This is a genomic window from Microbispora sitophila (assembly GCF_014892245.1).
GTDB classification, from domain to species: Bacteria; Actinomycetota; Actinomycetes; order Streptosporangiales; family Streptosporangiaceae; genus Microbispora; species Microbispora siamensis.
In genome coordinates, this window is record NZ_JADBGC010000036.1 from 1 (window position 1) to 17999 (window position 17999).

At 70.9% G+C, this 17999-nt stretch carries 19 protein-coding genes, 1 tRNA gene and 1 pseudogene; 13 read left to right on the forward strand and 8 right to left on the reverse strand.

Annotation, left to right across the window (positions count from 1 at the left end; translation table 11 throughout):
- A pseudogene (locus tag IL992_RS41305) lies at positions 1-101 on the forward strand (IS5/IS1182 family transposase); the annotation flags it as partial.
- 200 nt (positions 102-301) lie between these two features.
- Here the strand turns inward: IL992_RS41305 and IL992_RS41310 are convergent.
- Positions 302-376: transfer RNA gene (locus tag IL992_RS41310), tRNA-Arg, on the reverse strand.
- A gap of 149 nt (positions 377-525) precedes the next feature.
- Between IL992_RS41310 and IL992_RS41315 the strand changes: the two genes are divergently transcribed.
- Entirely contained in the window at positions 526-894 is a 369-nt protein-coding gene (locus tag IL992_RS41315; RefSeq protein ID WP_193208797.1) for a response regulator transcription factor, read from the forward strand.
- A gap of 74 nt (positions 895-968) precedes the next feature.
- Positions 969-1589, forward strand: a complete 621-nt coding sequence (locus IL992_RS41320; protein WP_193208739.1) for a LysE family translocator — start codon at positions 969-971, stop codon at positions 1587-1589.
- Here the strand turns inward: IL992_RS41320 and IL992_RS41325 are convergent, their stop codons facing one another.
- Positions 1590-2297, reverse strand: coding sequence for an alpha/beta fold hydrolase (locus IL992_RS41325; RefSeq protein ID WP_226874745.1), 708 nt, complete (start codon positions 2295-2297; stop codon positions 1590-1592). It lies immediately after the preceding gene.
- A gap of 82 nt (positions 2298-2379) precedes the next feature.
- Between IL992_RS41325 and IL992_RS41330 the strand changes: the two genes are divergently transcribed.
- Positions 2380-2973 carry a TetR/AcrR family transcriptional regulator gene (locus IL992_RS41330; protein WP_193208740.1) on the forward strand — a complete coding sequence of 198 codons (594 nt, stop codon included), beginning with the start codon at positions 2380-2382 and terminating at the stop codon, positions 2971-2973.
- 269 nt (positions 2974-3242) lie between these two features.
- The gene (locus IL992_RS41335) at positions 3243-3821 is read left to right on the forward strand and encodes a hypothetical protein (protein WP_193208741.1); all 579 of its coding nucleotides are present in this window, start codon (positions 3243-3245) and stop codon (positions 3819-3821) included.
- A gap of 61 nt (positions 3822-3882) precedes the next feature.
- Here the strand turns inward: IL992_RS41335 and IL992_RS41340 are convergent, their stop codons facing one another.
- Positions 3883-5271, reverse strand: coding sequence for a glycoside hydrolase family 16 protein (locus IL992_RS41340; RefSeq protein ID WP_193208742.1), 1389 nt, complete (start codon positions 5269-5271; stop codon positions 3883-3885).
- Positions 5272-5539: 268 nt separating this feature from the next.
- Entirely contained in the window at positions 5540-6046 is a 507-nt protein-coding gene (locus IL992_RS41345; protein ID WP_193208743.1) for an anthrone oxygenase family protein, read from the reverse strand.
- A 138-nt stretch (positions 6047-6184) separates the two neighbouring features.
- On the opposite strand from IL992_RS41345, the gene IL992_RS41350 reads away from it, so the two are divergent.
- The 7 genes from IL992_RS41350 (at position 6185) to IL992_RS41380 (ending at position 13948) form a co-directional block, all read left to right on the forward strand.
- The gene (locus IL992_RS41350) at positions 6185-7132 is read left to right on the forward strand and encodes an AraC family transcriptional regulator (RefSeq protein ID WP_193208744.1); all 948 of its coding nucleotides are present in this window, start codon (positions 6185-6187) and stop codon (positions 7130-7132) included.
- Positions 7133-7342: 210 nt separating this feature from the next.
- On the forward strand, positions 7343-7942 hold the full coding sequence (locus IL992_RS41355; protein ID WP_193208745.1) for a YdeI/OmpD-associated family protein: 600 nt from the start codon (positions 7343-7345) through the stop codon (positions 7940-7942).
- A gap of 391 nt (positions 7943-8333) precedes the next feature.
- A complete protein-coding gene (locus tag IL992_RS41360) occupies positions 8334-9635 on the forward strand; it encodes an ABC transporter substrate-binding protein (RefSeq protein WP_193208746.1) in 1302 nt (433 codons plus the stop codon).
- Positions 9636-9708: 73 nt separating this feature from the next.
- Positions 9709-10731 carry a carbohydrate ABC transporter permease gene (locus IL992_RS41365; protein ID WP_193208747.1) on the forward strand — a complete coding sequence of 341 codons (1023 nt, stop codon included), beginning with the start codon at positions 9709-9711 and terminating at the stop codon, positions 10729-10731.
- Positions 10724-11563, forward strand: coding sequence for a carbohydrate ABC transporter permease (locus IL992_RS41370; RefSeq protein WP_193208748.1), 840 nt, complete (start codon positions 10724-10726; stop codon positions 11561-11563). The genes IL992_RS41365 and IL992_RS41370 overlap by 8 nt, the downstream gene beginning before the upstream one ends.
- Before the next feature lie 41 nt (positions 11564-11604).
- On the forward strand, positions 11605-12948 hold the full coding sequence (locus IL992_RS41375) for a GH1 family beta-glucosidase (protein ID WP_193208749.1): 1344 nt from the start codon (positions 11605-11607) through the stop codon (positions 12946-12948).
- Between the two features lie 4 nt (positions 12949-12952).
- The gene (locus IL992_RS41380) at positions 12953-13948 is read left to right on the forward strand and encodes a LacI family DNA-binding transcriptional regulator (protein WP_193208750.1); all 996 of its coding nucleotides are present in this window, start codon (positions 12953-12955) and stop codon (positions 13946-13948) included.
- A 13-nt stretch (positions 13949-13961) separates the two neighbouring features.
- Here the strand turns inward: IL992_RS41380 and IL992_RS41385 are convergent, their stop codons facing one another.
- Positions 13962-14300, reverse strand: coding sequence for a rhodanese-like domain-containing protein (locus tag IL992_RS41385; protein WP_193208751.1), 339 nt, complete (start codon positions 14298-14300; stop codon positions 13962-13964).
- Between the two features lie 36 nt (positions 14301-14336).
- On the opposite strand from IL992_RS41385, the gene IL992_RS41390 reads away from it, so the two are divergent.
- Complete coding sequence (locus IL992_RS41390; RefSeq protein WP_193208752.1) at positions 14337-14975, forward strand: TetR/AcrR family transcriptional regulator; 639 nt, start codon at positions 14337-14339, stop codon at positions 14973-14975.
- 111 nt (positions 14976-15086) lie between these two features.
- On the opposite strand, the gene IL992_RS41395 is transcribed toward IL992_RS41390, so the two are convergent.
- Genes IL992_RS41395 through IL992_RS41405 form a run of 3 tightly spaced genes read right to left on the reverse strand, consistent with a single transcriptional unit; the run spans position 15087 to position 17924 of the window.
- Positions 15087-16283, reverse strand: a complete 1197-nt coding sequence (locus IL992_RS41395) for a hypothetical protein (RefSeq protein ID WP_193208753.1) — start codon at positions 16281-16283, stop codon at positions 15087-15089.
- A gap of 2 nt (positions 16284-16285) precedes the next feature.
- The gene (locus tag IL992_RS41400) at positions 16286-16672 is read right to left on the reverse strand and encodes a Rid family detoxifying hydrolase (RefSeq protein ID WP_182898905.1); all 387 of its coding nucleotides are present in this window, start codon (positions 16670-16672) and stop codon (positions 16286-16288) included.
- A 13-nt stretch (positions 16673-16685) separates the two neighbouring features.
- Positions 16686-17924, reverse strand: coding sequence for a type III PLP-dependent enzyme domain-containing protein (locus IL992_RS41405; protein WP_193208754.1), 1239 nt, complete (start codon positions 17922-17924; stop codon positions 16686-16688).
- Positions 17925-17999: the final 75 nt, after the last annotated feature.

The following is a 17999-nucleotide window of genomic DNA, read 5'->3' on the forward strand; positions in this document are numbered from 1 at the left end:
ACCAGCTCAAACAGTTCCGCGCCCTGGCCACCCGCTACGACAAGACCGCTACCTCATACACCGCCGTGGTCACCATTGCAGCACTCCTGCTCTGGCTCTAGGCGACCACTATGAAGACAGGCCCTAGGCGCCGGCAGGGACGGCCACACCGGTTTGCGCTCTCTTTTGGCGCGATCTCTGCCCGCGTGCTGCCCGCAGACCCCGTCGCCAGGCGTCGGACGCCGTCACAGGACGGCAAGATCGCTACAGTCGTACGACACGAAAAAGACCAGCTCACACGACGTGTGGACTGGCCTTGATCTGGTGCCCCCTGCAGGATTCGAACCTGCGCACCCGGCTCCGGAGGCCGGTGCTCTATCCCCTGAGCTAAGGGGGCTCAACCGCTGATAAGGCTACCAGCACTTGAAGGCCGCTCGTGACATCATTACGGCCGCCGGGGGGCGCGGGCATGTGGATCAGCGAAAACCGCGCGCCCGCCCCGTCTCATTGGCTAGCTTTGCCGCCGTGGGCGAGCTTCTGGGACGCGTGCTGGTCGTGGATGACGACGAGGTCATCCGGCAGCTCATAGCGGTCAACCTGACCCTGGAGGGATTCGAGGTCGAGACCGCGTACGACGGGCAGGACTGCTTGGACCGCGTCCATGACGTGGATCCCGATGTGATCACGCTCGACGTGATGATGCCGCGTCTGGACGGCTGGGAGACGGCCACCCGGTTGCGGGAGGACCCGAGCACCCGGCACATCAAGGTCATGCTCATCACCGCCCGGGCCCAGGAGGACGACCGCAGGCGGGGGTACGACATCGGTGTCGACGCCTATCTCACCAAGCCATTCGACCCGGCCGAGCTGATCCAGATCGTACGGGACCTCGCCGAGGGCCCCGAGGCGCTCTGAGCCGCATTGGTCCACGGACACGGGCGCCGATTGGCCCGGGTGTGCGGGCCGCGACGCTTCTAGCCTCGGCAAGCGTGATCGACGCCTCGACGTTCCTGGTGTACGCGGCCGCCTCGGCGGCGGTGGTGGCCGTGCCCGGCCCCAACCATCTCTACATCGCCGCCCGGGGTGTGGCCCAGGGCCGCCGTGCCGGGGTCGCCTCGGCCCTCGGTGTGGAGACGGGCACGCTGCTCCACATCGCCGCGGCGGCGGCCGGCCTCTCCTATCTGCTCGCGCGGTCGGCAGGGCTGTTCGCGGCGGTGAAATGGGCCGGCGTCGCCTACCTTGCCTATCTCGGAGTCCGCGCCCTGACCGGCCGGGGCTCGGCCGGCGACGAGCCGAGGCCGCAGCCGCTGCGCCGGGTCTTCCTGGAAGGCGTCGTGGTCAACGTGCTGAACCCCAAGACCGTGCTGTTCTTCCTGGCGTTCCTGCCGCAGTTCGTGGATCCCTTCGGCGACGTGCCGGGGCAGGTCTTCCTGCTCGGGCTGGTCCTCGCCGTGATCGGGCTGGCCTCGGACCTCGTGTACGCGCTCACCGCCGGGTCGCTCGGCCGCCGCCTGCGCGCGAGCACGCTCAGGTACGCCTCGGGGGTGGTCTACCTGGCACTCGCCCTCGTCGCCGCGCTCAGCGGGGCCGGGCGTACGACGCGGGGCTGATCAGGCCGCGCAGGCGGACAGGTCCCGGGCCGCGGCGTCGATGAAACGGGCCAGCCACGCCGGATCGGCGAGCACGGTCAGGTGGCCCCGGCCCGGCACGTGCGTGAGGCTGCCGTCGGCGCAGGCCCGCAGGAACGCCTGCTCGTCGGCCCGGAAGGGGTCGCGGGTGCCGTTCAGCAGCCAGACCCGGCCGGGGTAGGCCGCCAGCGAGGCGAGCGGGTCTTCGGCCGTGACCGCCTCGACGACGGACGCCACGACCTCGCTGCTCAGCCCGCCCTCGATCATGGCGTCTCCGGCGGCCCCCGGCAGCATCCGGCGCAACGCCAAGCGACTCACCCCGTCGGCCAGCGCGGGGTTTCGGGCGGCCAGGCGCCCGGCGAGCCGGTAGGCGTACGCCCTGGGCCGGTCGGGCCGCGTTGTGCAGCCCATCGCGACCAGGCCCGCGACGAGGTCCGGGCGCCGAGCGGCGGCGGCGATGCCCACGTAGCCGCCGAGGGACAGCCCCACGACGAGCGCCCGTCCACCCAGGTCCGCGATCGCCTCCACGACGACGTCGCACGCCGCCTCCGTGTCGTACGGCAGGCCCCGGCGGCGGCCGTGGCCGGGCAGGTCGGGGGCGGCGGACGGGGCCCGCAGCAGCGCCCGGACCGGGGACCACATCGTGCCGCTCAACCGGGTGCCGTGGACGAAGACCACCGGCATGCTCATGACGCACCTCCTGGAACACAACGCAACGTTGCGTTGCATAGGCTCATTAAAACACAACGGTGCGTTGCAGTAGGCTCCCGCCATGGCCCCACGGAAGAAGGACGACATCCTCGACGCCGCGCTGCGCCTGCTGGCGGAGAAGGGATACGAGGGCCTGACCATCGAGGGCGTGGCCGAACGGTCGGGGGTCAACAAGACGACGATCTACCGGTGGTGGCCGTCGAAGGCCGCCCTGCTCGGCACGGCGCTGGTCGAGGCGCGGGCGCTCGACTTCGACGTGCCCGACACCGGGAGCCTGCGGCGCGACCTGCACGCGCTGCTGGACGGCCTGGCCCGGCTGCTCACCACTCCCCCGGCGGCGGACATCGCCGTCGCGGCGCTCGGAGCCGCCGCCAACAGCCCCGAACTCGCGCAGGCGGCCAGGGGCTTCTTCGCCGACCGGTTCGCCCGGGAGCGGCCGATCTTCGAACGGGCCCGGGAGCGCGGCGAGATCGCCGATTCCGCCGACCCCATGGTGATCATGGATCTGCTCGCCGGGGCGGTCTGGCTGCGGGTGGTATTCCGGCAATTGCCTCTGGACGATGGCTTTACCGAGCGGGCGGTGAACGCCGTACTCGATGGGGTAGGGCGGCCAGGGGATCCGAGGGCGGGCCGACCGGCGCGGGCCGGCGGCTGACCGGACGGATCGACCGGACGGCCCGGCCAGGAGTGCCACTGGCGGGCCCTCCGCGACGACGGGTTTTCGCGGTGCCGCGCACTCCATGCGCGGCGCGTACGCCCGGCGCGTCGTTCCCACGGACGTTCCATGACCTGCCGCGGTCACGTCCGCTCACGTCATTCGCGCACATCCCAGCCGCGCCGGCCACGTCAGGCCGCACCGTGTATGTCGCACCGTGTCATGCCGTGTCATGTCGTGCCCCAGCGCCGAGTGGAGGGAGCACACCGATGACCATGTCCAGCAAGCCGCCGAAACCTCATGGCAAACGGCCCCGGCTGCTCCTCGGAGTCGCCGCGGCGCTCACCCTCGCCACCGGCGCCGGCCTCGCCGTGGCGGGCGCACCGGGCCAGGACCAGCCGCGGTTCGTCCAGGCGGGACAGCTCCGGCCCGGTCCGGAACGGTTCGGCATGTCCGAGCTCGCCCTGCTCCAGCTCGGACAGCCCCAGCAGCCGCGTACGTCCCGCGACTACCAGACCTTCACGAGCCAGACGGGCTCGGTGGACTCGGTGCGGAGCGGCGCCCTCACGGTGGACGGCCGCACCTACACGGTCGACGAGTCGACCAGGATCGTCGCGGACTACAAGGGCCTGCAGGGGATCCAGCAGGGCGACCAGGTGTGGGTCGTGGGCACGACCGGCGGCAGCCCGAGGGCGATCATCGTCGCGGACGCCAGCCGCCCGGCCCTGCCGGGGCACGGCGGAGGCGGCGCACCCCCGGCACAGACCCCGCAGACTCCGCAGACTCCGTCCGCGCCCGTCACGCCCAGCGAGTCGGCGTCGCCGGAGACCGTCTCGCCCACCGGGTGACGTACGTTCGGCCGAGGGACATGGGCGGGACCCGGAACGGCCCCCGCCCATGGCGCGGCGGTCAGGACGTGGCGAACGTGAACCAGTTGAGGTTGACGAAGTCGGCCGGCTGGCCGCTGCTGAAGGTGATGTAGACGGTGTGGGTGCCGGTCGTCGGCGTGATGTTGGCCGGGACGGTCGTCCAGCTCTGCCAGCCGCCGGTGTTGCCGACGGCGAAGTCGCCGATCGGGGTCGCCGTCCGGCTGTCGAGCCTGACCTGTACGAGGCCGCTCACGCCGGCCGCCGCGCCGGAGGCGACCCTGGCCTTGAACTGCCGCGCCGCCGTCGAGCCGAAGTTGACGCCGTCGTAGCGCAGCCAGTCGCCGTTGGAGATGTAGCCGACGTTCTGGCCGCCGCCGCTGTCCTGGGTCGTCTCCACCTGCGTGCCGCTCTGCGCCTGGTAGTTCTCCGCCTGGATGGTGGACCGGGCGTCCACGCCACCCGGCGGGGGCGAGCTCGGCGGCGGGCTGCTGGTCGCGCCGCTCTGCCACACGGCCACGTAGTCGACCACCATCGGCCGCCCGGACACGGTGGCGGAGGTGGGCGTGGTGAACCCGGCCACACCGTTGGGGAAGCCACCGCCGATGGCGACGTTGAGCAGGATGAAGTATCCGGCGTGGGAGGTCATGTTCGACCACGTCGTGGCGTCGAGCTGGCTCTGGCTGATGCTGTGGAACTGCTGGCCGTCCACGTACCACCGGAGCTGGTTGGGGCTGACGCTGCGGTCCCACTCGAACCGGTAGGTATGGAAGGCCGACTGACACGTCGAGCCGGGGCAGGCCCGGCTGTTGCCCAGGCCGTTGGTCTCGTTGCACGGCCCGTTGGGGTTCACGCCGCAGTGCAGGGTGGCCCAGACCGTGTTGAGCCCGTTCACGTTCTCCATGAAGTCGAACTCGCCGATGGAGGGCCAGTTCTGGTAGTTGCCCCGGTAGGGCGCGCCGAGCGCCCAGAAGGCCGGCCAGTAGCCGAGGGCGGCGTCGCCCGTCACGTTCGGCATCTGGATGCGGCCCTCGATGCGCAGGACGCGGCCGTCGGCCGGCTTGAAGTCGGCGCGGCGGGTCTCGATCCGCGCGGAGGTCCAGTTCTGGCCGCTGCCGATCGGGGTGATGCGCAGGTTGCCGCTGCCGTCCAGGCTCAGGTTGGAGGTGCTGGACGTGTAGTTCTGGATCTCGCCGGTGCCCCAGTTGCCCGGGCCTCCGGGGTACGAGTGGCCGGTGTCGATGATCCAGTTGGTGGACGACGGAAGCGAGCCGGCCGCGCCGTCGAAGTCGTCCGACCAGACGAGCGACCAGCCGGACGGCGTCCCGGGCACCGACGCGTCGGCGGGCCGTACGGCGAGGGCCACGACCGCGGCGGCCACGGCGAGCAGCGCAAGCACCGGGCGCCGCCATGGGGAGTTGAGCACACGCATGAGTACCTCTCTCCTCGGTCCGGTCGTCACGGCGGGGGGATTGGGGGGTGCGGGTGGCCTCACGGAGCGAAGACGGTGGACGTCTGGAATGGCCGGACGGCGGCGTCCGGAGAGGGTCGTGAGGGCCCGCGTACCGCGACCGCGGACCTCTTGAGCGACACTGTCCCCTCTGGGTCTCACTGGCGTCAAGGGGATCTGTGAAATCCGAGAGAGCGTTCTCTCAGAGTCGCCGACGACAAAACCCTTAGCGCGAGAGCGCTCTCCAGAGTCAGGAGCCCCGGCCCCAGCGATGAACGCCGTAGCCCATCAGCAGCAGGCTCACCGCGCCGGCCACGGCCCGCCAGGTGTTCCAGGTGGTCCACCGGGCCGAGTAGTCCGACCAGATGCGGGCGGCGGCCTCGGCCGGGTCGCCGTGGGCCGCCGCGGCGGCCAGGGCGTCGTTCATCGGCACGTTCACCGCGGCCGTGATCAGGATCACGCCCAGGGCGTACACCGCTGCCGCCGCGAAGAACGGCCAGGCCGCGCCGGAGTGAGAGGTGGTCAGCAGCAGGGCGCCCGCCCCGGCGGCGGCGACCGGGGCGAGGACGAACGCCGCCAGGAACACCGGATTCTGGATCTTGACGTTGACCGCGTTCATCACGTCGATCGCCGAGGGGGCCGACGCCGCGTTCAGACCCGGCATGACCCCGACCGAGAACCCGAAGAAGGTGCCCGCCATCCCGGCGGTCATGAGCATGGACACGGCTGCCGCAACAGCGGCCAGGAGGTACGTCATGACACCCTCGCCGCGGCGCGGGCGCCGCTGGTGATCAGGATCTGCGCTGTCGTCATGGCGATCAGTCAACCGGCGGACGGCGTCGGGCGACATCGCCGAGACGCTCGACCGCATATCCGGCCGTCTACGATTCCGGGCATGGACGCGCTGGCCGACCTCCTCGACGGACCCAGGGCGCGGGGGGCCTTCCTGCTGCGGGCGACGCTGAGCCCGCCCTGGTCGGTCCGGATCCAGGACGAGGCGCCGCTGTGCCTGGTCGCGATGGTGCGCGACGAGGCGTGGATCATCCCGGACGAGGACCGGGCCGTACGGGTGGGCCCCGGGGACGTGGCGGTCGTGCGCGGTCCCGCTCACTACACGGTCGCCGACGACCCGGCGACCGCCCCGCAGGTCGTGATCCACCCCGGGCAGGTCTGCACCACGCCGGACGGCCGCGGCCTGTCGGCGGATATGGACCTGGGCACACGCAACTGGGGCAACGACCCGGACGGCTCGGCCGTGATGCTCATCGGCACCTACCAGATGCGCGGCGCGGTCACCCAGCGGCTGCTGGCGGCGCTGCCCACGCTGCTGGTGCTGCGCGGCGACTCCTGGGACGGCTCCCTCGTCACGCTGCTCGGCCGGGAGATCGTCAAGGACGAACCAGGCCAGGAGGTGGTGCTCGACCGCCTGCTCGACCTGCTGCTGATCGCCGTGCTGCGGACATGGTTCTCCCGCCCGGACGCGCAGGCGCCGGGCTGGTATCGGGCGCACGGCGACCCGGTGGTGGGGCCGGCGCTGCGGATGCTGCACGCCGACCCGGCCCACCCGTGGACGGTCGCCGAACTGGCGGTCCGGGCGGGGGTCTCCCGCGCCGCACTGGCACAGCGGTTCGCGAAACTGGTCGGCGAGCCGCCGATGGCCTACCTGACCGGGCTTCGGCTGGCGCAGGCGGCCGACCTGCTGCGTGAGACGGACGCGACACTGGAGGCCGTGGCCCGGCGGGTCGGCTACGGCACCGCGTTCGCGCTGAGCTCGGCCTTCAAGCGGGAGCGCGGCGTGAGCCCGCAGCGGTATCGGGAGGGCCTGAGCCGCCCAACCGGCTGAGATCGGCCCGGGACGAGGCCCGCGTACGTGACCCTGTCAGTGATCGGCGGGCGTTCGTCTCGCTCAGGACTGCCGTGGTGACACAAGGACAGCGGCCGCAGCAGCCCTGCCGAGGCATCGAGCACGGCGACAGCCTGCTTGACGCCCAGGACCGTTTCCGACGGTCATGTCATAGCGTCTGCCGAGATGACCACGAAGGGGCACATGAGGATGAGCGACGAACTGGTGGAGCTGACTGTTACCGATGCCCGAGCCTGGCGGGAATGGCTCAGCGAGCACCACGACAGCTCGGCAGGGGTGTGGCTGGTCCTCGCCAAGCAGAACACGACCCAGCCCACCAGCCTGACCTATGACCAGGCGCTCGACGAAGCCCTGTGCTACGGCTGGATCGACGGCCGGCTACGACGGCGGGATGAAATCACCTTCTACCGGCGCTTCACCCCTCGGGCGAGGCGAAGTCCCTGGTCGGCGCGGAACGTTTCCATCGTCACCCGTCTGATCAGCGAGGGACGGATGCATCCGGCCGGAATGACCGAGGTCGAACGCGCCAAGGCCGACGGCCGCTGGGACACGGCCTACGCGGGACAAGCCGGCATCGAGGTGCCGGCCGACCTGGCCGCCGCATTGGCCGCGAACCCCCCGGCGCAAGCCATGTTCGACATCCTCACCTCCCAGAACCGCTACGCCGTCCTCTACCGGATCGCGAACGCCAAACGCGCCGACACCCGAGCCCGCCGCCTCACCCAGTTCGTTGAAATGCTCGCCCGCGGCGAGACGATCCACCCGCAAAAGCGCACACTCGGCGGCTGAACGCCGGACCCCTCCTCTCCCCGCCTCGCTCCTCACGCCCACGCGCATGGCGGCTCCGCGGGCGGCCAGACCCGGGCCCGCCCAGCGCCCGATGAACCCGTCATGGGCGCAGGCTCGGCTCAGCAGCACGATCGCGAGAGCGCTCTCTGACGAGCGCGAGCCGCCACTTCCGCCCATCCGACGGGTTTTCCTCGGTCCCTCACACGACGCGGGACGGCACCCCCATGCTGCGCCAATAGCCGTGGGAGCGCTCTCACCAGCAACGACAGTGACTTGAGATAACGGGAATCGTTACTGATCAGCCACTTGACGGCCTCACGGCCGACTCCCACTCTTGTGCGAGAGCGCTCTCTTCAAGATCGATTTCATATGCGGAACCCAAGGAGGGTTCATGGGCACTCCCCACACGGGCCGCCGGGTCGTCCGGTTCGTCGCCCCCATGCTCGCCGCCTCCCTGCTCACCCTCACGGCGTGCGGCGGGGGCGGATCCGACGCCAAAACCGGCGACGGCCAGTCCACCGAGAAGATCAAGCTCAGCGTCGGGCTCTTCGGCGACTTCGGCTTCAAGCCGCTCTACGAGGAGTTCAAGAAGACGCACCCCAACGTCGAGATCGAGGAGCGCCAGGCGGCGTACGCCGACCACCACACCAACCTCGCCGCGCACCTCGCCACCGGGGCGGGCGCCGCGGACGTCGAGGCGATAGAGGTGGGCTACATCAGCCAGTTCACCTCGCAGCCCGACAAGTTCTACGACCTGAAGCAGTACGGCCTCGACAAGCGCCAGGGCGAGTACCTCGACTGGAAGTGGCAGCAGGGCCTCGCCCCGAGCGGCGCCCTCCTCGGCCTCGGCACCGACGTCGGCGGCCTGGCCATGTGCTACCGCACCGACCTGTTCGAGAAGGCCGGCCTGCCGAGCAAGCGCGACGAGGTGTCGGCCCTGTGGCCCACCTGGGAGCAGTACATCGAGACCGGCAGGAAGTTCGCCGCCAAGGCGCCCAAGGACGCCAAGTTCTTCGACAGCCCCGGCGAGATCTTCCGGGCCATCATCGCCCAGGCCCCGGTCGGCGTGTACGACGCGCAGGACAACATCGTCGTCGCCACCAACCCCGACGTGAAGAAGGCGTGGGACCTGTCGGTCCAGATGATCGACGCCGGCCTGTCCGCCAAGATCGGCGCGTTCACGCCGGAATGGAACACCGGCTTCGCCAAGGGCTCGTTCGCGACCGTGATCTGCCCCGCATGGATGACCGCCTACATCCAGGACCAGGCCAAGAACGCGGCCGGCAAGTGGGACATCGCCACCGTCCCCGGCGGCGCGGGCAACTCCGGCGGCTCCCACCTCACCGTGCCCAAGCAGAGCAAGCACCCCAAGGAGGCCGCCGAGCTGATCGACTTCCTGACCTCGGCGCAGAACCAGGCCGCGGTGTTCAAGGCGATCGGCAACTTCCCGTCGATCCCCTCGCTGTACGACCAGCCGGACATCCAGAACTTCACGAAGGACTTCTTCAACGACGCCCCCGTCGGCAAGATCTACTCCGACGCCGCGAAGAACCTCAAGCCGCAGCACCTCGGCCCCCGCGAGGGCGACGTGCGCACGGCCATCGGCAACGGCATCGGCCGGGTCGAGCAGGGCAAGCAGTCGCCCGACGAGGCGTGGGCCCAGGTCCTCAAGGACGTGGAAGGCATCAAGTAGTCCGTCGCAGGCAGGGCCCCCCGGACGATCCGTGCGATCCGCTCCGGGGGCCCTGCTCAGAGGAGGATCTCCCATGGCATCACCACCGGGCGGGTCCCTGCGGACCGTGGCGCCCTCCCCCGGCGGCCCCCCGTCCGCCTTGCGCCCGCCGGCGCGTCCGCGAGCGGCGTCGGGCTGGCGCTCCCGCCTGCACCGGCTGGACCGGCAGGCCTCGCCGTACGTGTACGTCGCGCCGTTCTTCCTGCTCTTCGCGGCCTTCGGCGTCTTCCCGCTCATCTACACGGCGTGGGTGTCGCTGCACGACTGGAACCTACTGAGCAGCGACAACCCCTTCATCGGCCTGGGCAACTACAAGGCGCTGTTCGCCGACGGCTACTTCTGGAACGCGGCGTTCAACACGCTGTCGATCGGCGTCCTCTCCGCGGTGCCGCAGTTGCTGCTCGCGCTCGTGCTGGCACACCTGCTGAACCGGCCGCTGCGGGCGCAGACGCTGTTCCGCATCACGCTCCTGCTGCCCAACGTGACCAGCGTCGTTGCGGTGGTGGTCATCTTCAGCCAGCTCTTCGGGCGCGACTTCGGGCTGATCAACATGGTGCTCGAATGGCTCGGGTTCGGCCGGATCAACTGGCAGGCGGGCGTGGCCACCTCGCACGTCGCCATCGCCGTAATGATCATGTGGCGGTGGACCGGCTACAACGCGCTCATCTACCTCGCCGCCATGCAGGCCGTGCCGAAGGAGATCTACGAGGCGGCGACCCTCGACGGCGCGTCCAGCCTCAAGCAGCTGTGGGGCATCACGCTCCCGATGATCCGGCCGACCGTCATCTTCACGGTCATCGTCACCACGATCGGGTCGATGCAGATCATCGCCGAGCCGCTGCTGTTCGGCGCACAGGTCAGCAACGGCGCGGCGGCCACGGGCGGCACCGACCGCCAGTTCCAGACCCTGGCCCTCTACCTGTACGAGAAGGGCTTCCGAAGCTTCGAGTTCGGCTACGCCTCGGCGGCGGCGTGGATGATGTTCCTGCTCGTGGTCGTGGTCGTGGCGTTCAACTACCTCGTCGTACGGCGCATGCGTGGAGGACTCGATGTTTAGGGCCCGGACGGTCAAAGCGCTGCGCGGGCATCCGCTCACCTATCTCACCCTCGTGGCGGTGGCGTTCTTCTCGGCGTTCCCGGTCTACTGGAGTGTGATCGTCGCGTCGCACGACAACGCGGCGCTGGCCGAGGTGCCGCCGCCGCTGCTGCCCGGCGGCAACTTCTTCGCCAACGTGCAGCGGGTCTTCGACACCGCGCCGTTCGCGCTGGCGCTGCTCAACTCGTTCGTCGTCGCCGGGACGATCACGGTGTCGGTGATGTTCTTCTCCACCCTGGCCGGCTTCGCGTTCGCCAAGCTGCGCTTCCGCGGCCGCAACGTGCTCCTGCTGATGACCGTCGTGACGATGATGGTCCCGACGCAGCTCGGCATCATCCCGCTCTACATGCTGATGATCAAGCTGGAGTGGACCGGCACGATGTACGCCGTGATCGTCCCGGCCCTGGTCAACGCGTTCGGCGTGTTCTTCATGACGCAGTACCTGAGCCGCGCGCTGCCGACCGAGCTGCTGGAGGCGGGCCGGATCGACGGGTGCGGCACGGCCCGGCTGTTCTGGCACGTCGTGCTCCCGGCCGCGCGGCCCGCGGCGGCGGTGCTCGGCATGCTCACGTTCATGACGGCCTGGAACGACTACTTCTGGCCATTGGTGGTCCTCACCCCGGACAATCCCACTGTGCAGGTCGCGCTGTCGCAGCTCGCCAGCGGCTACGTGCGGGACTTCACGCTCGGCCTCACGGGCACGGCGGTGGCGACCCTGCCGCTGGTGCTCATCTTCGTCCTGCTCGGCAAACAGATCATCGGAGGCATCATGCAGGGGGCGGTCAAGGGATGACGGCGACGACCATGGCATCTCGGGGGACTGGATCGTCCAAGATGGTCTTCCCTGACGGCTTCGTCTGGGGCGCCGCCACGGCGGCCTACCAGATCGAGGGCGCCGCCGCCGAAGACGGAAGGGGCCCCTCGATCTGGGACACCTTCTCCAAGATCCCGGGCAACGTGGCCGACGGCCACACCGGCGACGTCGCCTGCGACCATTACCACCGCTACGCCGAGGACGTGCGGCTCATGGCCGGCCTGGGCCTGGCGGCCTACCGGTTCTCCGTGGCCTGGCCGCGGATCCTGCCCACCGGGGCCGGGCAGGTGAACGCCGCCGGCCTCGACTTCTACGACCGGCTGGTGGACGAGCTGCTCGCCCACGGCATCACGCCCTACCCGACGCTGTACCACTGGGACCTGCCGCAGACGCTGGAGGACGCCGGCGGCTGGGCCGTACGGGACACCGCCGCGCGCTTCGCCGACTTCGCCGCCGTCGTGCACGAACGGCTCGGCGACCGCGTCCGCACCTGGACGACCCTCAACGAGCCGTGGGTGGCCGCCTTCCTCGGCTACTGCTCCGGGGTCCACGCCCCGGGCAGGCGCGACCCGGCCGCCGCGTTCCGCGCCGCCCACCATCTGCTGCTCGGCCACGGGCTGGCGGCACAGGCCCTGCGCGCGGCCGGGGCCGCCGAGGTCGCGCTCACCCTCAACCTCGCGCCGGTCATCCAGACGGACGACGGCCACCAGGAGGCCGCACGCGTGGATGCGCTGATGAACCGGCAGTTCCTCGACCCGGCGCTGCGGGGCCGCTACCCGGAGGACGTGCTGGAGATCGCCGCCCGCCACGGTGGCCTGGACCACGTCAGGGACGGCGACCTGACCGTCATCCACCAGCCGATCGACCTGCTCGGCATCAACTACTACAACCCGTCCTTCGTGTCGGCCGCGCCCGGCGAGCCTGCCAACCCCGCCTTCCCCGGCACTGAAGGCATCCGCTTCGAGCCACCGACCGGCCCGACGACCGCGATGGACTGGCCCATCGAGCCGTCCGGCCTGGAGACCCTGCTCGTACGGCTGTCGCGCGACTACCCCGAGGTCGGGCTGCTCGTCACGGAGAACGGCGCGGCCTTCGACGACCACCTCACGGGCGATGAGGTACACGACGACGACCGGATCGGCTACCTCGACGGCCACCTGCGGGCGGCGCACGCCGCGATCGCCGCCGGTGCGGACCTGAGGGGTTATCTCGTATGGTCGCTCCTGGACAACTTCGAGTGGGCCTACGGCTACCACAAGAGGTTCGGCATCGTGTACATCGACTTCGAGACCCAGCGACGCGTTCCCAAGGACAGCGCGCTGTGGTATCGAGACGTCATCAAACGCAACGCGCTTCAGGGGTGAATGGATGAAACGACCCACTCTGGAGGCGGTGGCGGCGCGGGCAGGGGTGTCCCGCGCCACCGTCTCCCGGGTCGTCAACGGGCAGATGACGGTGACACCGCAGATCAGGGATGCCGTGATGCGCGCCGTGGACGAGCTGGGATACGTCCCCAACTCGGCGGCGCGCAGTCTCGTCACCCAGCGGACCGACTCGATCGCGCTGGTCGTGTCGGAGCCGCCGACCAGGGTCTTCTCCGAGGACCCGATGTTCTCCACGGTCATCCGCTCGGCCAGTCTGGAACTCGAGGCCGCCGACAAGCAGGTCGTGCTCATGCTCGGCGGCTCGGCCCAGAGCCACGCGAGGATCGAGCGCTACATCGCCAGCGGCCACGTCGACGGGGTCATGCTGATCTCGATGCACGGCGCCGACCCGCTGCCCTCCGCCATCGCGCGGATGGGCGTCCCCGTCGTCTCGTACGGCAGGCCGGCCGTGCCGGTGCCCCTGCCGTACGTGGACAACGACAACGTGGGCGGCGCGGAGAAGGCGGTGCGCCACCTGCTGGACAGCGGGCGGCGGCGCATCGCCACGATCGCCGGGCCGCAGGACATGATCGGCGGCCAGGACCGGCTCAAGGGCTATCGCGACGCGCTGCGCGAGTCCGACCGGCGGTCGATCGTCGCCGTCGGGGACTTCACCCGCGAGTCCGGCGCCGTCGCCATGCGCCACCTGCTGCAGGACGACCCGGACCTGGACGCCGTCTTCGTCGCCAACGACCTCATGGCCATCGGGGCGCTGCAGACCCTGCGCCAGGCGGGCCGCCGGGTGCCGGACGACGTGGCGGTCGTCGGGTTCGACGACATCGAGGCGGCCCGCTACACCGAGCCCCCGCTGACCACGATCAGGCATCCGATCATCGAGCAGGCCGCCGCGATGGTCCGGCTGCTGCTGGGCCTGTTCAAGGACGGTTCGGCCGACCCGGTGATCCTCCCCACCGAGCTCGTCGTCCGGGGCTCCGCCTGAACGGGCGGGGCGATCAGGACGCCGTGGTCAGCGACTCGACCGGCAGGCCGGCCTCGACCCAGTCCTGGATGCCCTCCCGATACTTGCGCACGTCGGTGTATCCGAGCGCGGTCAGCCGGTTGGCCACGGCCTGGCTGTTGGGGCAGGACGGATTCGAGCAGTAGGTGACGATCGAGGCGTTCTTGTCCGGCAGCAGTTCGGCGGCCCTATCGGCGACCTCGGCCTCCGTCAGCGGGATCGCTCCCGGAAGGTGCTGCTGCGCGTAGTAGTCGCCGCCCAGCGCGTCGACGACGGTGACGGCGCCGGCCTCGATGGCGGCCTTGAGCTCGTCCCTGCTGATGAGAGCGGTCATTGCGTCCTCCAAGTAACTGGACTACAGTCCGGTTGTGTGAACAGCTCGAAAGCTACCGGACCGCAGTCCGGTTCGTCAAGAGATCTCGTCTCCCTGCTGGGAGACCCACCTCGTGAACGCGCGGACGCCGCCCGTAACCGGCGACGGGTGCTGGAGGCGGCGGCGAAGCTGTTCCGGGAGCACGGCGTCGAAGCCGTTTCGATGGACGCGGTGGCGGCGGAGGCCGGGGTGGGCAAGGGCACGCTCTTCCGCCGGTTCGGGGACAAGTCGGGGCTCGTGGCGGCCCTGCTCGACGACAAGGAACGGGAACTGCAGGAGCGAATCCTGTCCGGACCGCCGCCGCTGGGGCCCGGCGCCTTACCGGGCGAACGGGTGCGGGCGTTCGTCGCGGCCTACGCCGGTTACCTCTTCGAACACCTCGATCTGCTGCGCGTCTCCGAGACCGCGAGCCCCGGCGCCCGGTATCGGATCGGCTCCTATCGTTTCTGGCACCGCCACCTGGCGATCCTGCTGGCCGAGGCGCGCCCCGGCGCGGACGCCGACTATCTCGCCCACGCGCTGCTCGCCCCGCTGGCCGCCGAGCACGTCACCGCCGTGCTGCGCGAGTGCGACACCGCGCGGGTCGCCGCAGGTCTGGCCGTCCTCGTGGACGCCCTGGTCAACGACCGGCCGTGACCACAGACCGTGACCCAAGGCCGTGGCGGCGGCACACGACGGGCACTTCGGCCGTGGTCAGCTCCGGAAGCAGGCGCCGGTGGTCAAATGCCGGTGGTCAGATGCCCGTGCTCAGGCGAGCGCCTCGGTGATGCGGCCGAGCGCCTGGAAGGGCGCCAAACCGTACGCGTAGAAGTCGGCGGCCCCGGCCCCCGCCGTACGGGCCGCGCGGACCTTGGCGGCCAGCCGGTCGGCGGAGTCGGTGTCCGGGGCGCCCGGGCGCAGCACGACCCTCAGCTCGGGGTTCTTGCCCACCGAACGCCGGTAGGCCGCGACGTCGTCGGCCACCCGGGCGGGGTCCCTGGCGTATCCGAGGACCGCGAACGACGGGACCAGGTCGCCGAGCGCCACCAGGTCGATCCCGAGCTGCCAGGAGTCGTGCGCGGCCAGACCGGCCGAGGGCAGCCCGTGGGCGTAGCCCTTGGCCGCGCCCGTCGCGTCCATGAACGTCAGCCGCGCGCCTTCGGCCGTCACCGCCGCCGCGACCTCCCCCACCAGCGACGTGACGCTCTCTGAGCGGGCCCGCGCGTACGCCACCGCCTCGGGACCGGCGTAGGCCGTCAGCGCCGCCCGCGTGACCTCGCCCTCGGCGGGGGGATCGCCGTCGAGCACGCCCCCGACGATCCTGGCGCACTCCTGCCTGGCCACCTCGGCGTTCACCCCGAGGTCGGCGGCCCGGCGCATGCAGTGGGCGCAGAAGCACAGGCCGAACAGGAAGGCGTCCATCGGGCCCAGCGCCACCAGGCACCGCTCGTACGCGAAGGCCCCGAAGTGCAGCGATTCGGCCACGACCGTGTCCACTCCCTGCCGGGCGACGGCCCGGGCCAGGGCCACCGCGTACGCCCGCACGTCGGGGTGCGAGGGGCACAGGTCGGCCGGGGAGCCGTGGTCGCCGAAGCAGTTCTCCACCGTCACGTCGGGGTGGGCCAGGCCCAGGGTGGCGTTGTGCAGGAACACCGTCCAGCCGTGCAGCCGCATCCCCCGGTCCGCGCAGGCCCGGTGGAGTTCGTCGAGCGGCCGGTCCTCCGCCCCGTGCTGCACGGGCGGAGTCAGGCGCAGCCCGCCGAACAGGTCGTCCGGCGGGGGGAAGTGGACGCCGTCGCGGCGCAGCGTCAGCCGCGACGCGCCGTGCGGGGTCACGTCCCTGGCCTGATGGTAGGCCGCGGCCACCGCGACGCCTCGCACGCCGTACGCCGAGGCCCGGTCGAGCAGCCCTCGCACGCCCTCGGCGCGCAGGTCCTCGACGAAGACGTACAGGGCGCTGTCCATCGTCAGCGGCCCGCGTACGCCACGAAGTCGATCTCGACGAGGATGTCCATGAGATCGGAGCCCACGGTGGTGCGCACCGGGTAGGGACGGGTGAAGTAGGACTGGTAGACCTCGTTGAACGCCGCGAAGTCCTCCTTCAGGTTCTGCAGGTGGACCGTCGCCTTCACCACGTCGTCGAACGTCAGGCCGCGGGCCTCCAGCACCGCCCCGAGGTTGCGCATCGTCCGGTGCGTCTGGGCGGCCACGTCGTCGCCCACGACCTCGCCGGTCTCGGGGTCGAGCGGCCCCATCCCGGAGGTGTAGAGGAAGTCGCCCACCACGAGCCCTTGCGAGTACGCGCCGATCGGCGGGGCCCCGGCGGTCGTACGGATCTCCTGCTTGCCAGCCATTGTCACCGCTCCATCAGAAACACGTATTGATCAAATCAATCACGATGTCGTCGTCGTCCACCACGGGGATGACGCGCCATTTGTCGAAGGCCGTACACGGATGGGACAGCCCGAACGCCACCAGGTCTCCCGGGCGCAGCCCGGCGTCGCCGCTGAGATAGGCGTGCTGGTCCTGCACCTTGACGACCGTCACCCCGGTCAGCGACTCGGCCGGGCCCCGGCCGCCGCGCCGTACGGCCCTGGGGAACGGCAGGTGGATGTCGTACGGGACGTCCCGCTTGCCCATCCCGACCAGCACGAGACCGGGCTCGGGCACGGACAGGACCTGGGCCCAGACCTCCAGTGCCGGCCACAGCTCGCCCTCCAGCCGGTTGTACGGCGTGTGCTCCCGGTAGTAGCCGTCGTCGTGGGCGATGTAGGCGCCGCTGCGCAGCACCACGGTCGCGCCCAGCTCGCCGGTCAGCGGCGCGAGCTCCTCGGCCACCAGGTCGAACCACGAGCTGCCCCCGGCGGAGACCACCATGGGGCCGGGCGCCTCCGGCGCGAGCGTCCGCGCCGCGCGGGCCAGGTCGCGCAGGAACCCGCGCACCTCGGCGGCCTCGTGGTGGGTCCCCTCGTATCCGGCGACCCCGGCCAGCTCGGTCCCCCTGGCCTGCCGCGCCGCGCGGGCCACCGCCAGCAGCTCGTCCTGGCCGCGGCAGCCGGTCCGGCCGCCCGGGTGGCCCAGCTCGACCAGCACGCGGAACGGCACGTCGCCGGCCATCTCGTCGAGCACACGCACGCCCTCGACCGAGTCGGCGTAGCAGAGGAAGTCGAAGCGCCCGATCTCTCCGGCCAGCCAGCGCAGCGCGCCGCGGTCGAAGATCTCGTTGGCCAGCAGCACGCGGGGGACGCCGAAGGAGCGGTGGACGAGCACCTGGCCCGGCGTCGCGGCGGTGATCCCCCACGCCCCGGCGTCGAGCTGGGCCCGCACGAGCTGCGGCGACATCGTGGTCTTGGCGTGCGGCGCGAAGGCCAGCCCGTGCCGGTCGGCGAAGCGGGCCAGCGTCGCGATGTTGTGGTCGAGGGCCGAGCGCCGTGCCGTCATCACCGGCCAGGTGAACGCGTCGTCGAACAGGGAGTGCCGGGCCTCGGCGAACTCCCGGCCGCCGATCGGCTCGCCCGGCCACAGGAAGCCGCGCGTACGCGCGTCGACGACGATCTCGGGGAGCCCACGCCGTGTGTCCTGCCGGGGGCCGTCCGCGAAACCCACGCCGCCCCCTCGTTGTCCCGGTTCAGACCACCTTGTGGATCGTACTGGACCACCACTGCGGAGGTAGACTCGCGA